This is a genomic window from Dyadobacter sp., assembly GCF_039919315.1.
Lineage (GTDB): Bacteria > Bacteroidota > Bacteroidia > Cytophagales > Spirosomataceae > Dyadobacter.
Window position 1 is genome coordinate 14,783 of sequence record NZ_JBDSFX010000068.1, and the last position, 15,060, is coordinate 29,842.

The following is a 15,060-nucleotide window of genomic DNA, read 5'->3' on the forward strand; positions in this document are numbered from 1 at the left end:
TGATTTGCGTTGCTAATAAGAATGGTCAAATATTGACTACGCAAGCAGCGACGTGAAATAAATGTGTTGTAACTTCCCAAATCACTGACAGAACGGGTTTTTGAGCTGACAAAACATTTTGAAACCGCTTATCGGGCTTCTGTCAGGAATTACGGCCCGTCTGACCGAGAAAGTTGATGTGTGATGATTGCGAGGCGAATTTTGCGATTGTAATGTCACATGCAAAAGGAATAAAAATGACTTCAATAAAGAATTTTTCCAAAAATGAGCAGATCTCAATCTGGGTATATTTCCTCCTGACTGCTATAACTTCGGTACCCGTTTGGCTGGCGATACAGGCTTACCTGGAAGCCCTACATACGCATTTGGACGAGGCGGCTGCCACCGCTGCGACATTCTGCTTTTTTGCAGGTGTTTTTCTAGGCAGGTACTTTGGTCTGCTTTGGACTGCCAATAATAAACCGGTTACCAATAGCCTTCTGACTATACTTGCGTTGGTAATGGTTTTGAACTTTACCTGGCTTTTTGTTCATGCTGATTACCCGATGGAAAACAACCGGGCTGTGGGTTTGCTGCTGTACTGGCTGCCATTTTTGCTGTTCAGTGTGTCACTCGGTATGCTGATCAAGCTGGCGCGGGGCGTTTCGCAAAATCAGTTGAAGGAGGCGCGGACACTGGCAGCGCAAAGCCAGAGCGAGTTGCACCTTTTGCAGTCGCAGTTAAGCCCTCATTTTTTGTTCAATACATTAAATAATATGTACGGGCTCTCCATTACCCAGCATGAAAAGGTGCCCGCATTGTTGCTGAAACTGTCGGAGCTGCTGCGGTATTCGGTGTATGACGCGAATGAGATTTTTGTGCCTTTGAAAGACGAGCTGGCCTACATTCGCAATTACATTGATTTTGAGCAATTAAGACTGGGGGACCGGCTGGTACTGACGACCGATTTGGAAGAAGTGAGGGATTCTACGGTAAAAATTGCTCCTATGCTCCTCATTGTATTCATTGAAAATGCTTTCAAACATTCCAAAAACACGACAGAGCATGAGATTTTTATTACCATTACCATGAAAACCTGGGCGAATTACATTCTTTTTACAATTGAAAACTCGCGCAGTCGGGTTGTTACGGAAGAACAAATCGACGATAAACATAGCGGGTTCGGGCTAGCCAATGTGAACAAACGGCTTGCATTGCTTTACCCCGGCGAGCACGGACTGGAAATCGAAGACGGAGATACGGAATATACAGTGAACCTGAGGCTGAAAATCAAATAATATGCAGACATTCAATTGCCTGATCGTTGACGATGAGCCCATTGCGAGGGATATCATCAATAAATATTGCGGGCATTTGCCATACTTGAATGTAGTCGCTTCCTGTGGTATGGCGCTGGAAGCCAAGACGGTTTTGCAGCAGCAGAGGGTTGATATCCTGTTTCTGGACATCAATATGCCGGTTATGGATGGTATAATGTTTTTGAAAACGCTGAAAAACCCGCCGCAGGTTATTTTCACAACTGCATACAAGGAATACGCGCTCGACGCTTTCGATCTTTCGGCCTGTGATTACCTCCTGAAACCTTTTTCAATGGAAAGGTTTATGGTCGCGGTGGACAAGGCAATTGAAAAATTGAACACTACTCCCGTTACTTTTCAGGAAAATACAGAACCGAAAACAGAAGATTTTATATTCATCAAAACAGACGGGAAGATCTACAAAATCCGCCACGATGACCTGCTGTATGCGGAAGCAAACGGGAACTACACCAAAATCAAAACGGTGCAGAACACGTTACTTCCTGCCATGACATTCTCCAATTTTGAAGAACTGGTCCCGAAATCGCTATTCCTCCGCGTTCACCGGTCCTTCATCATTAATAAGTCAAAAATCGATCATATTGAAGGAAATAGGGTGTTTATCAATGAAACCGAAATTCCGATTGGGAGTAACTATAAGGAGCTTTTTATGAGGCAGTTGGGCTTATCTTGACCTTGTCTTCTTCCCCGGTTTTGACAAAAACCACACCGTGATCACGACCGGAAGGCCCAGTGTAAGCCACGATGTAACATTCCAGATCCCGTTACCGGTAAGGGCGGCTAGCAGGCCTACCCCCGAACAGATTCCAATTATAATCGGATTAGACCAAACCTTCCCGAAAGTACTTTTTGTTTGTTGCATCAGTTGATTTGGGTTTAGTTAGGCATTCTCTTTCATTGGATAAATAAAAGGGGGATTTTTCGACCGTTCGTTGTAAAACTCAATGACGAGTGAAGGGAATTGATATATTTGGGCTTTTCACACACACACTGATTTATGCAGGAATATACCATCGGCAGGTTTATCGATCCGTTCACTGATTTCGGATTTAAGAGGTTGTTCGGTTCAGAGCCGCACAAAGATTTACTGATTGATTTTCTCAATCAGTTGTTTCTCGGCGAGAGGCAGATCGTTGATCTCGCTTATAATAAAAATGAACATGTTGGTCAGCTGCTCGAAGACAGGAGGGTGATATTTGACCTCTCCTGTACAGGATTGGACGGGGAGCAGTTCATCATCGAAGTACAGCGACTGCGGCAGCAATATTTTAAAGACAGATGTGTCTATTACACATCATCACTCATCCGCGAGCAAGCTCCGCCGGGCGTACCGCGTTGGGATTACAGATTGAAACCAGTTTATTTAATCGGTTTAATGGATTTTACGTTCGATGATACGCTACCGGATCAATATTTGCATAAAATACAACTAACCAGACTTGGTACGGGCGAGGTATTTTATGATAAGCTGGGATATACTTTTATTGAAATGCCGAAGTTCAATAAAACTGAATCAGAGCTCGTTACGGAACTGGACAACTGGTTCTTTTTGTTAAAAAACCTGAGTAAATTGGACAAAATTCCAGTATTTTTGAGAAAGCCCATTTTCAGTAAATTGTTTAATATCGCAGAAGTCTGTAAACTAAATAAAATAGAAAGGATGGCCTACGATTCAAGTTTAAAATATCAATGGGACTGGTATAACTCGCTGGACTATATTCAGAAGGAGGGTTTTGAGAAAGGAATGGAAAGGGGAAGAGAGGAAGGATTCGAAAAAGGAATCGACGAGGGAATTGAGAAAGGTATCATTGAGGGCAGACAGGAAGAAAAAATAACTGTCGCCCGTGGAATGAAGAAAAAAGGCTTGGATAATTCTCTGATATCAGAGCTGTTGGAACTGACTTTGGAAGAGGTCGAAAAACTGTGAGCCAAATCTAATGTAGCTGGTTAATTCGCAGCGTGTTATCTACATTTCCGGTGAATTGGAGCCCTTTTTCTAGTTTGTGTTCTTTGGAATCATAAATCTAGGTAAAACTTCCTTCGCGGTCCGAGTTGGCAGTAATATATTCAAGACCATTTTTACGGATCACACATTGCCTTGCCGAACCCTTATCAAGCGGTAGATTCAGTTTAGTAGTTGATTGCGTGTTCAAATCGACGACGAAAAAGTAGAAATGAGGGACTTTGTAATGATCCTTCATCCCCGTAAATATTCCCTTCCGTTCCGTTCTAACGATGGCATTACCGTCGACCGGGTACCACAATCCGTATCCATGATGCTGAATAGGGGGTAGGTTGAGCGCGTGTCTTTTAAAGTTTTCAATGGAGACAGGCAGGAATAGGCTAAAATACTGTACTTTTTTGATGTACTTGCCCCGTATCAAATGCCGCACGTCAATGGACATTACACTTGCGGGTATATGTGTTTTTTGGAGCATTTCGCGGCCATTGATGTAGTAAATGACAATATGTAGCGGGGCGCCGCCCTCCTTAGTCGCCAGATTGAGCATACCACCGGTTGGATTGGGATACAATGAAAACCGCTGAGCAGCAGCCTGCTTAACATAAATAATAGATGAATAGCTAGTCGTACCATCATAATCAACCGGTTTGAGACGATAATATGTGTCGGGTTGCAGCAAACCTTGTGAAGGCAGCAATGTTTATTGCTTATGTTGGGGCCATTCGAAAGCCATTGATTATCAGCCCTGTTGAGTGCAAATGGCACGCTCAGTAACTGGCTGGTACCCATATCTGCAAATGAGCTGCCACCATTCGGGTCAATTTCGACTTTCAAAAATTTGTCGCCGCTGTTCCATGATGTGAAAGCTACCGAGCCCGTTACATCTGAAGCACCGTCGTCGCCAATGGCCATACTGAAAAGTCCCAGCGAATTGGTAGTAATACTTCTGGTTTCGGTATATTGTACCGGGCCATCGGGAGCATCCTGGCGGATACTCAGGCGCAATTTAATACCCTGATTCATCAGCGGCATGCCGGCTGCATCGCGTGCTACGGCTTGGTAATTAATTTTATTCGGCGCCTGGGTCATTACGGTAACCTTGCCCAGGAAGGCGATCAGGTAAGTGAGAAGAGACAAATATTTCATAGCAAATCATAGGTAGTAAATGATGCATCAAATCTAATCCAGTCCTCTTCTTTGTTTTCAGACCGTTGAGTATCATGCATATTTTTTGCGTGGATGACATTAAAATGTCTGTGGTGATTTCTTTCTGTAAAACGGTAAATATCAATCACTATGTCAGCAAACAAACCCAAAACGATCGACGAATACATTGCCGGTTTTCCGAAAGAAACCCAGGTGATACTGGAAGCAGTCAGAAAAACCATTCGGGAAGCGGCGCCTGAGGCCGGGGAGACCATTTCTTACGATATGCCCACGTTTACGCTCGGCGGCTCTTACCTGATTTATTTCGCGGGCTGGAAAAAGCACATTGCATTATATCCGGTATCGGGGAAATTACTGGAAGAACTCGGGGAGGAACTTTCACAGTACAAGGGCTCCAAAGGATCGGTACATTTCCCGCTCGACAAGCCCATGCCGCTGGACCTCATCACGCGGATTGTCAAAATAAGATTACAGGACTAAACTGGGCGTTCGCAGGCTCAGAAAACTGAATCTTAGAATACTCTACTGTACTCTACTAATAAATTTGGTAATATGATTTTGCATGTATAGTAGGACTGGTAGACGCCAGGACTTTAATAGGAAATTATTGCTGAAATTAACCATTGATGCTATGTATCAAATACGTTGCCTACTGCTACATTTTGTCATCCTCTCGCTAGCGGTACCTTCCGGGATGGCGCAATCCAAAACCGCTCAGCCCAAAGACACCACCAAATATGACCGCGACTATGCATTGGAAGCTACTATGCTCGGTTTTTTCGGAAAAGATGGTTCGCGTAACCCTACTTTGAAAGCGAATAAAGGCGATAAAGTACGCATCACCATTACCAATGGTGAACTCATGACCCACGACATCGCGCTGGAAAAACTTGGTATCAAAAGCAAGGTAATTCTCGAAAAAGGATCGAGTACCAGTCTCATTTTCAAGGCACTGCAAAGCGATATTTACTTTTGCTCGGTTCCTGGTCACCGTGCCGCTGGAATGGTTGGCACATTTGAAGTCGTGGAGGGGGCTATTTCCAATGCTACGATCGCGGGGCAGCTTCCGACGAAAGACGGGCAGCCACTGAACCTGAATTTCGAAACCGGAACATTAAAAGACTGGACTGCAACCGGTGACGCTTTTGCTAATCCGCTTTTCAATTCAGATCCATCCCCTGTTCATGAAAAAGAAATGAATATTGGCTTTGAGGGCAAATACTTTCTGAGCAGCGGCGGTACTACCAATTATAAACTGACTGGTACGCTTACTTCCGCGCCATTTAAAGTGACCCAGCCTTTTGCCGCTTTCCGGGTTTCGGGGGGTGCATTGCAGGACACGCGCGTGGAACTGGTACTGGCGGGAACTGATAATGTGATTTACCACATTACCGGGCAGGGCAGGGCGACATTGCAGCCTGCCGTGGTGGATTTACAGGCTTATTTGAACAAGGATATTTTCATCCGTATCATCGACAATGAGACCGGAATTTCGCAGATACCCTACATTGCCAACGACAAATGGGCACATATTAACTTTGACGAATTTCTGTTCTACCCCAGCAGACCAGATTTCCCCAATGAACTGAAACAGAAGGATATCATTGTACTTCCACCGCTCGATCCCGTGTTGAATGCAGGACTTTCAGGAGAAAAAGCCGCCAAAGCGATGACTCCCCCCAAAGGATTCAAGGTAACGCTGGCCGCTTCTGAGCCGGAGGTAGTGAAGCCTATCAGTTTTACAATTGATTCAAAAGGGAGACTTTGGGTGGTAGAAGGACATACTTACCCGGTTCGTGCACCGGAGGGCCAGGGCAGGGACCGGATATTGATTCTGGAAGACACCGATGGGGATGGCACGCTGGATAAAAAGAAAGTTTTCGCTGAAAATCTCAACCTGATCAGTGGAATAGAAGTTGGAATGGGCGGTGTATGGCTTGGTTCTGCTCCTTACTTATTATTTATTCCGATTGATGCCAAGAATGATAAACCTGCCGGACCTGCACAAACATTACTGGATGGCTGGGGACTCGAAGACACCCATGAGATACTCAATAACCTTCGATGGGGGCCCGATGGATGGCTTTACGGCACGCACGGAGTATTTACGCATTCCAATGTAGGCAAGCCTGGCGCGCCCGACTCGGAACGCACCAAACTGAATGCAGGGGTCTGGCGGTTGCATCCAGTGACGCACAAGTTTGAGCTGTTTGCCGAAGGTTCCAGCAATCCATGGGGCATCGATTTCAATGACTACGGGCATCCGTTCATCACGGTTTGCGTAATCCCGCACATGTACCACATTATCCAGGGCGCGCGGTACCAGCGTCAGGCGGGCAAGCATTTCAATCCTTATACCTATGACGATATCAAAACCATAGGCGACCACGTGCACTGGGTAGGAGAGCGCGGGCCACATGCGGGTAATTTCCGTTCTGCATCTGCGGGCGGTGGTCACGCGCATGCCGGAGCGATGATTTACCTGGGTGGTGACAGCTGGCCGAAGGAATACCGGAATGAGATTTTTATGAACAACATTAATGGTGCGCGCCTTAACATTGACCATTTTGAAAGAAATGGATCTGGTTATGTAGCCTCTCACAAGCCGGACTTTCTGGCCATGAATGATTCCTGGTCACAGTGGCTGAACTTTAAATACGATCCTAGCGGGTCCGTGTGGGCGATCGACTGGTATGATAAAAACCAATGTCACAGTCCCAATCCCGATGTGCATGATAAGACCATGGGCCGGATTTTTAAGATCAGTCATGAAAATGATAAATGGGTAAAGGCGGATCTTTCCAAAGCATCGGATATGGAACTGGTTAACTATCAGCTGCACCGAAATGAATGGTATGTGCGCCAGGCGAGAACGATTTTACAGGAAAGAGGGCCCAACAAAAAAGTACACAAAGCATTAAAGGAAATTCTGGCGAAAAATCCCGACGAAACCAGAAAGCTGCGCGCATTATGGACACTTCACGTGACGAAAGGCCTGACTGAAAAAGAACTGACGGATCTACTATCAAGCGAAGGAGAATATGTGAGAAGCTGGGCTATACAGCTGTTGACAGAAGGGAAAACGGTGTCACCCGAAACCCTGAAACGCTTTGCAGAGCTGGCGAAAAGTGATAATTCGTCACTGGTAAGACTGTACCTCACATCGGGCATGCTTCGACTAGATCCTAGCCAGCGCTGGGATGTGCTGGATGCATTGGTTCAAAAAGCCGAAGACAAAGATGACCATAACCTTCCTTTGATGGTGTGGTATGCTGCTGAACCACTGGCCGCACTCGACATGAAACGTGCGCTGCAAATGGCCGAGAAATCCAAGCTGCCCAAAATATTGCCATACACCATTCAGCGCGTAGCTGCGATCGGCACCGAAGAATCGAAAAAAGTGCTGAAAGACCTGAATGAAAAACTCGGCAAGGCAGAGTCGCACGAAAATCACGAAACCCAGATGCTCATCGCCAAAGCCCTCAACCCCGGACTTTAAAACCCCGGACACCCCTTAACCCCGGATTAAGTCCGGGGCTATTGCCAACCAAGAACTAACGAAAAGCATGCACATCCCATCAAATGTCCTCTTCTGGCTAACCGGCGCATCCATAGCCCTGACATCCGGCATCGCAATCGCCCAAACATCACCCGATTTCAAAAAGACCAAACTCACCGGTGATTTTATCTCGGAAGGAGTGGCAGTTGCTGACCTGAATAAGGACGGCAAGCCAGACATTGTAGCCGGGTACTACTGGTTTGAAGCCCCCCAATGGACAAAACATGAAATGGCTCCTTCCCGGGTATTTGACCCGCGAAAAGAGTATAGCAATTCATTTCTCAACATGGGAATGGATGTGAACCAGGACGGTTGGGAGGATGTCGTGATCGTTGATTTTCCCGGGAAACCCGGTTTTTGGTTTGAAAACAATCAAAATAAACCGGGTGAATGGAAAAAGCATATCATTGCTGATTCCATGGGTATAGCCAATGAGTCGCCGGGGTTCATTGACATTGATGGCGACGGAAAGCTCGATATCCTTTGCAGCGATCCGAAAAAAAAGCAGATTGTGTGGTTAAAAGCTCCTCTAAAAGCCGGTGATACGGAATGGAAGCGCTATCCGTTGAGCAAAGAGAATGTCAACGGTACCGAAAATTTCTCCCACGGGATCGGATTTGGGGACGTCAATAATGACGGTATCAGTGATGTGGTGATCAAGGAAGGATGGTTCCAGGGAACGAGGGATTTGAAAGCGGGAAACTGGGAGTTTCACCCGGCCAACCTGGGCGAGGCCTGCTCGCACATGCAGATTTTGGATGTGAATGGGGATGGTAAAAATGATGTCGTGAGCGCCTCAGCACATGCGTTGGGTGTATGGTGGCATGAGCAGGTGAAGGATGCGAATGGCAAAATCGACTTCAAAACTCACCTCATGAGCAATACCACTGCGCAAACACATTCGTCCATCATGGCCGATCTGAATGAAGACGGTCGGAAGGATTATATTACTGGAAAACGATTTCTGGCTCATCACGGCCGTGATCCGGGAGATAGCGACCCCGCTATCCTACTGTGGTTTGAATTTACTCCGGGTAAGGAGCCCTATTTTAAGGAACATAGGATCGACAATGATTCGGGTGCGGGACTGAATATTGTTGTGACTGATATCAATGCAGACAAAAAACAGGATATAGTCGTTGCCAACAAAAACGGCGTATTTTTGTTTGAAAATGCAATGAAAAAGTAACTTTCAGGCATAATAATTGAAAACGATTCATTTTCAGACCTTCACAAATTATGCACAAAGAAAAAGTTAATTTTTTCGAACGAATGGCTACCAAGATCACTAGCTGGACGGGTAGTTCAATGGCCTTCGGTACTGCTTTTACCATCATTATCGTATGGGGTATCACCGGCCCGATCTTCCAATACTCCGATACGTGGCAGCTGGTTATTAACACCGGAACGACCATTATCACGTTCCTGATGGTTTTTTTGATCCAAAAATCTCAAAACAAGGATTCAAAAGCCATTCAGATCAAACTCAATGAACTGATCGCCGCCAGCCGCCACGCCAGCAACCGTATCGTGGATATCGAGGACCTGAGCGAGTCGGAACTGGACGTGTTGAAGAAGTTTTATCAGACACTGTCCGATATGTCGGAAGAGGATGGCGACATTCATAAGTCCCACTCCATTGACGCTGCGCAAAACCTGCACAAACGGAAAAGTATTTCGAACACCACTAACGGTAATAAAATGAATGATTTGGAGTGAGGCGACTCATTTCTTATCTTTTTTCTGATCCTTTTTGTCTTTTTTATCATCCTTGGAGAAGATCTTTTGTAAAAAAGTCTTCTTTTCATTTTTTTGCGCCTTCACTGATCCAATGTTGATCTCATTGTCAATGGATGGTTGAATGGCGTGAATGAATGCATTTTGCATGATATTCGTGATCGCAAGCCAGATATTTGTTTTGGGATCGTCGAGGCTTCCTTTGAAAGGTATCTTGGTCGCTACCTGATCTTTACGCTGATTCTCGAAAATTTCGCCCAGACCTCCGGCAGCCGCTTCCCACAGTTTTTGGAATAAATTATCCTTCCGGTCCTCTTTTCCTAAAATGTCAAGATCCTGAATCAATGGCTTCACATAGCCAGCAAATGCTTTGTCCTTGGCAGCGACTTCCGTGTAAAGTCCGAAGCGCCCCTTGTTCACGTCAATTTTAGCATAGGCCTGAAAAAAGTCATTCAATTTGACCAGATTGGTGTTTTTGAGTTCAGCACTCATGTCAAATGTCGGTGCGTCGGCCAGCGGGTTCAGCTTAGCGTCCATCCGCAGCTGCCCCTCGTACACGTGCGCCGTCGCATTGATCGTAGCGGGAAGAATTGCGGAAGAATCGTAACTGTTTTTTAAATTTTGGGCCACTACGTGCAGGTCCGTCATTTCAATGTCAACGTGTGGGGTAGTACTTAGATCCTTGAATTGAATCTTTCCATTCCTCAATTCGCAACGGTTAATGCTCAGGGGCATGAACTTGTCCAGCACTTTCCGGAAATCTGCCGAATCTTTGAGGATCTCTTTGGGTTCTACCTTATCTTTTGTAAAAAGCAGGTAAGGCCTTTGGAAAACCAGCTCACCGACGATGGATCCTTTCAGCAAAGCTTTCCATTCAACGGAAAGGTCGATGACCGAAGAGGCGAAAAATGGTGTTTGCTTACCAGTGATGGTATCCGCTTTGTTGAGATAAATACTATCAATTTTATAAGCGCCGCGTAAAATGGAGAGGTCAATGTCTTCTATATGACCATAATAACCATTCATATTCGCCAGGCTTTTGTTGGCAAAATGCAGGACGACATAAGGCAGGATAAGCCGGACGACTATAATTAGTGCCACCAGGGCCAGAAAAAATGTTGCGATCCTTCTCTTCTTCGATCTGTGACGAGGGTTGTTCATTAGATTTATTTTTAAATGGAAAGTGCTAAAAATCATACCAGTCGGGAATATTCAATTTGTTTGAAAAAAAAATGTCAACTTTTGTCCAATTCCTGATTCCGCGTTCGTCATTCGATTTTAACCATCAAACTTTTATAAAAATGAAAGACTTTCTATTGATTTTCAGATCAAGTGCCAACGCTCCAACTACTGCATCACCAGAAGAAATGCAGGCTTCTATGCAAAGATGGATGGATTGGATGGGAGGGATCGCTGCCCAAAACAAGCTGATCGACCGTGGTAACCGGCTCAACCCGGCCGGGAAAGTGGTGAATGCAAGTCAGGTCGTAACCGACGGCCCCTACATGGAAATTAAGGAAGCCATCGGCGGCTACACCCTCATCCGTGCGGAGTCGCTGGACGATGCGGCTGAAATCTCAAAAGGGTGCCCCATTTTGCTGGCTGGCGGTAATGTGGAGGTGCGCGAGATTGTCGTGATGTAAACAATGCTGCTCAAACTATTTCCTAAGCCTTTGTATTTTGCAAAGGCTTTTTTATCAATGGAACAAACTGAACTACTACCACATCTTTTCAGGACTGAGTACAGGAAAATAACTGCTGTACTCAGCAAACTTTTTGGTTTGGAACACATCGAGATCGCACAGGATATTGCGAGTGATACATTTTTGCTGGCATCGGAAAGCTGGTCGATAAAGGGTCTGCCCGAAAATCCGGTAGCTTGGCTTTACACCGTGGCGAAAAACAAAGCGAAGGACTACCTGCGCCGGGATAAGCTTTTTAACCAAAAGGTCATTAATCAGATCGATAACCAGCATTTTGATAGTGAGGAAATTAACATTGATTTGTCGGAGCAGAATATTGCGGATAGCCAGCTGCAAATGATGTTTGCGGTTTGTCATCCTTCGATCCCGGCAGAGGCGCAGATCGGTTTGTCGCTGCATATCCTGTGCGGTTTTGGAATCGGGGAAATTGCAGCTGCCTTTTTGACTAACAAAGAAACCATTAACAAGCGACTGTTCCGGGCAAAGGAAAAGCTGAGGCAAAACGAAGTGAAGATCGAATTTCCTGGCCAATCTGAGGTGGGAAAACGGCTGGAAACCGTGCTTACCACACTGTACCTGCTCTTCAATGAGGGCTACTATGCAGCGAGCCGAGACGTAACATTGCGAAAGGACGTGTGCCTGGAAGCAATGCGGCTTACTTATCTGCTTCTCGAAAACGAAAAGACAAACCAGCCAGCCGTGAATGCATTACTGTCACTCATGTGCTTCCATTCTTCGCGATTTGAGGCCAGGACTGGTTCAGATGGTGAAACAGTCCTGTATCAAGATCAGAATGAGGCGCTTTGGGATGAGGAACTGATCCGGACGGGGGAGTATTTTCTAAACCAGGCTTCGGAAGGTAGCCAGCTTTCCAAGTACCACCTGGAAGCCGGTATTGCGTATTGGCATACCATTAAAAGTGATACGACTGAAAAGTGGCAGAATATATTGCAGTTTTATAATCAATTACTGCTGATTGAGTACTCGCCCATGGCCGCGCTGAACCGGACTTATGCCCTTTCCAAGGCGAGAGGCAAGGAAATGGCGATTATGGAAGCTGAAAAGCTGGACCTTTCGGGCAATCATCTGTACCATTCACTGCTGGGGGAATTGTATACGGATATTGATAATTCCAAAGCGGAAACCCATTTCCGGACGTCCCTGTCCATGGCAAAATCGAAGGCGGATCAGAGCATCATTGAAAAGAAAATTGCGAGGCTAGCTTCGGTATAGGCTCGCCCTCAGGACTTTCAGACCAGATACGCCCTGTAAATCCTCAACTTCTAATTTTTCGACCAGGTTGCTTAGTAATCCACGTTTTTGAAGAATCTGAATATAACCCATGTACTCCTCTTCAATGGCTGGACTGGAATAAACAATGGCAATTTTGCCAGGCTGTGTGATCCGCTCGTCGGTACCGCGCACAAAAGCCTTGTCAATGCGTTTTTTGACAATTTCATACCGTGCATTGTAGCTTCCGTGCACATCAAAACGTTTTTCGTCCAGCCTGAAATGAATGTCGATCGTGGAATGGTAAACAAGGACCAGCGTGGTGACGTCGAGCGGGTAGGGGAGCGTCATTTTTAGTGCAGCATGTGCAATTTCCATTTCACACAAAGTGGCAAGCTGCCATAGTCGCAGCTCTGAAAGTTTGGCTGTGTCAAACGGCTGTCCGGGCGAAATGGATGGGCCAATGTACAGATTATGCTCAATGCCATCGGTCTTGAACCTTTCGTAATAATGCGGAAAGATGGTCTGCGCCTGTTCCTGACCATGGTCAATGATCCTGGCCATTTTATCATTAATGATCGAAATGGTCGTTTCATATCTGCGTCTGGAAGCATGGAAATCGCCGGTTTCCTTACTGGTTTCTTTCAGGTACTTGTCAATTTCCGCAGTGCAATCAGGATCGGCTATTTCCTTGATAAGTAAATGAATGCAATTTTCGACATAGCTATTGACGTACTGCTCCGTGCTGGCTTTCAGCGAAATAGTCAGGTCAGTGAGGTAGTTGCTGAGCTTGCGTTTTTCAGACTGGAATATACCGGTCTGTTTTGTCCTGGTTTCTATTCCGTCTAACAGAGACAGTAGTGTCGTGATCTGCTTTTTCAGGTCATTCTGCACGCTCGCATTTCGGGCTTCGGAAGATCCTTTAATGTCAATCTGGCCATATAAAGGATGTACTTCCGAAAATATGATCTCTTTTAGTTCATAAGCTTCGCCAAGCTGGCGGTAGTGGATCAGCTTTTGGGCTTCGGCATTGAACTTCCAGTAAACGCTGCTGTGAATAGCTGTAAATTTTTCCTGAATAACGGCCTGTACCTGATTTTGCAGCTCAGCCGCAAGTCGTTCAATCGTATCCGTGAGGAACGGCATGACAACGGCTAACTTATTGGCATTGATCGCATTCAGTTCTTTTGGTCTGACCGATACCACTTCTAGTATGCCGTACAGGTAGTCGTTTTTGACGATAGGCGCAAGGATAAAACTATGTATACCCTGGGATAAAAACGTCGCAGCCAGCGGGCTTGCCGGGTTTTGAGCGTAAAATTCGGCGGTATCAGAAATACTGAAATACGCTTTTTTTACAATGAGCCTTTCATAGGACTGGTCGCATAGGATTTGCCTCACATCCACCTTATGGGTGTTGAACAAGATAAAACTGGGCAATTGCTGACCAAATGTATCCGGGCTGAACTTTCCTTCTTCCTGGTTAAAGACGGTAAAGCCAATTTCAATATCAGGTATCCGGTAAATGGACTGAAAAATAGAATAAATGCTTTGCCTGAAATCGATCGTATTGATGCCCAGCAGCTTTTCTTTGAGCAGGGAAACCGCGCTTTCCACCGTGGCATCGTACAAAGTCATGATCGCGAATCCCCTCACAATCCAGCTTCGTGCCGGGAATTTTTCTTTCCAAAGGGCCAGGTTATCGTAGTTGTCTCTGAGTAAGTCAATGTCGTCCTCGGTCAGCGTCACAGCTTTTTCTGTGGGAAGGATCTCTATGAAATCTCCGTTGTACAGGATCCTGTAATGTTTGATGAGGCCGTTTGCGGTGGGAATGTCGTAAAAAAGTGGCCTGCTGAAATCCAGGTTTACATTATAATGTTGCAACAAAATCAGACAGCAGCTGCTAATATAAAACTGATGATCATCAAAATCCCTGATGTTGATATCAAAATCATCTCCTGCTGCATTCAAAATATTTTTAAAACGCTCAGTGTGGTTGAATATAAAGCCAGAATAAGGCATACTCACGGCCTTGATCTCGTTCAAGGTAAGTCCTTTCGGAAAAAAATCAGCCATGATGTCATGGATGAGATCCAGGTTGTCGCTTATCTGCGAAGGGTCAGTAATGCCGTTTTTGAGCTCCGGGACTTTCGCTGCCTCTGCTAACAAACTCTTGTGACGTTCCGCCAAAGGGTTACCAGGATCAATCGAAGATCTTTCCAGGTTTTCGATCACCTGACCAAAGCAAAGCTGAACCTGAAAAGGCGATTCTGAAAAGTAATGAAGATCCATGTATGGCGATTTAAATCACCGCAAAGATCATAAAAGCAGGATTATAATGGGTTTGCGGGAGGGAAAATAATTGTGATTGACTAAATGGCG

14 protein-coding genes are annotated in these 15,060 nt (G+C 45.5%); 9 read left to right on the forward strand and 5 right to left on the reverse strand.

Annotation, left to right across the window (positions count from 1 at the left end; all coding sequences use genetic code 11):
• Positions 1-236 precede the first annotated feature (236 nt).
• On the forward strand, positions 237-1,277 hold the full coding sequence (locus ABIO93_RS19000; RefSeq protein ID WP_348070499.1) for a histidine kinase: 1,041 nt from the start codon (positions 237-239) through the stop codon (positions 1,275-1,277).
• Between the two features lies 1 nt (position 1,278).
• Positions 1,279-1,992 carry a LytTR family DNA-binding domain-containing protein gene (locus tag ABIO93_RS19005; RefSeq protein WP_348070501.1) on the forward strand — a complete coding sequence of 238 codons (714 nt, stop codon included), beginning with the start codon at positions 1,279-1,281 and terminating at the stop codon, positions 1,990-1,992.
• Here ABIO93_RS19005 and ABIO93_RS19010 read toward each other — a convergent pair.
• Positions 1,984-2,181, reverse strand: coding sequence for a hypothetical protein (locus ABIO93_RS19010; protein WP_348070503.1), 198 nt, complete (start codon positions 2,179-2,181; stop codon positions 1,984-1,986). The two genes, ABIO93_RS19005 and ABIO93_RS19010, sit on opposite strands and share 9 nt — an antisense overlap.
• 135 nt (positions 2,182-2,316) lie before the next feature.
• Between ABIO93_RS19010 and ABIO93_RS19015 the strand changes: the two genes are divergently transcribed.
• Positions 2,317-3,246 carry an Rpn family recombination-promoting nuclease/putative transposase gene (locus tag ABIO93_RS19015; RefSeq protein ID WP_348070505.1) on the forward strand — a complete coding sequence of 310 codons (930 nt, stop codon included), beginning with the start codon at positions 2,317-2,319 and terminating at the stop codon, positions 3,244-3,246.
• A 97-nt stretch (positions 3,247-3,343) separates the two neighbouring features.
• On the opposite strand, the gene ABIO93_RS19020 is transcribed toward ABIO93_RS19015, so the two are convergent.
• Complete coding sequence (locus tag ABIO93_RS19020; RefSeq protein ID WP_348070507.1) at positions 3,344-3,829, reverse strand: hypothetical protein; 486 nt, start codon at positions 3,827-3,829, stop codon at positions 3,344-3,346.
• Positions 3,724-4,428, reverse strand: a complete 705-nt coding sequence (locus ABIO93_RS19025; protein WP_348070509.1) for a hypothetical protein — start codon at positions 4,426-4,428, stop codon at positions 3,724-3,726. The genes ABIO93_RS19020 and ABIO93_RS19025 overlap by 106 nt, the downstream gene beginning before the upstream one ends.
• A gap of 150 nt (positions 4,429-4,578) precedes the next feature.
• Between ABIO93_RS19025 and ABIO93_RS19030 the strand changes: the two genes are divergently transcribed.
• The 4 genes from ABIO93_RS19030 to ABIO93_RS19045 all read left to right on the forward strand — a co-directional run bounded on the left by ABIO93_RS19030 (position 4,579) and on the right by ABIO93_RS19045 (position 9,727).
• Positions 4,579-4,929 (forward strand): DUF1801 domain-containing protein, encoded by a 351-nt coding sequence (locus tag ABIO93_RS19030; protein WP_348070511.1) that lies wholly within the window; start codon positions 4,579-4,581, stop codon positions 4,927-4,929.
• Between the two features lie 151 nt (positions 4,930-5,080).
• The gene (locus ABIO93_RS19035; RefSeq protein ID WP_348070513.1) at positions 5,081-7,948 is read left to right on the forward strand and encodes a PVC-type heme-binding CxxCH protein; all 2,868 of its coding nucleotides are present in this window, start codon (positions 5,081-5,083) and stop codon (positions 7,946-7,948) included.
• A 67-nt stretch (positions 7,949-8,015) separates the two neighbouring features.
• Positions 8,016-9,197: an FG-GAP-like repeat-containing protein gene (locus ABIO93_RS19040; RefSeq protein WP_348070515.1), complete on the forward strand. Its 1,182-nt coding sequence runs from the start codon at positions 8,016-8,018 to the stop codon at positions 9,195-9,197.
• A gap of 50 nt (positions 9,198-9,247) precedes the next feature.
• Positions 9,248-9,727, forward strand: a complete 480-nt coding sequence (locus ABIO93_RS19045; RefSeq protein ID WP_348070517.1) for a low affinity iron permease family protein — start codon at positions 9,248-9,250, stop codon at positions 9,725-9,727.
• Between the two features lie 6 nt (positions 9,728-9,733).
• Here the strand turns inward: ABIO93_RS19045 and ABIO93_RS19050 are convergent, their stop codons facing one another.
• Positions 9,734-10,906 (reverse strand): DUF748 domain-containing protein, encoded by a 1,173-nt coding sequence (locus tag ABIO93_RS19050; RefSeq protein ID WP_348070519.1) that lies wholly within the window; start codon positions 10,904-10,906, stop codon positions 9,734-9,736.
• 140 nt (positions 10,907-11,046) lie between these two features.
• Between ABIO93_RS19050 and ABIO93_RS19055 the strand changes: the two genes are divergently transcribed.
• Both ABIO93_RS19055 and ABIO93_RS19060 read left to right on the forward strand, forming a co-directional pair.
• Positions 11,047-11,388: a YciI family protein gene (locus ABIO93_RS19055; protein WP_348070521.1), complete on the forward strand. Its 342-nt coding sequence runs from the start codon at positions 11,047-11,049 to the stop codon at positions 11,386-11,388.
• A gap of 57 nt (positions 11,389-11,445) precedes the next feature.
• Positions 11,446-12,681: a sigma-70 family RNA polymerase sigma factor gene (locus ABIO93_RS19060; RefSeq protein ID WP_348070523.1), complete on the forward strand. Its 1,236-nt coding sequence runs from the start codon at positions 11,446-11,448 to the stop codon at positions 12,679-12,681.
• Here ABIO93_RS19060 and ABIO93_RS19065 read toward each other — a convergent pair.
• Positions 12,667-14,970 carry a hypothetical protein gene (locus ABIO93_RS19065; protein ID WP_348070525.1) on the reverse strand — a complete coding sequence of 768 codons (2,304 nt, stop codon included), beginning with the start codon at positions 14,968-14,970 and terminating at the stop codon, positions 12,667-12,669. The two genes, ABIO93_RS19060 and ABIO93_RS19065, sit on opposite strands and share 15 nt — an antisense overlap.
• Between the last annotated feature and the right edge of the window lie 90 nt (positions 14,971-15,060).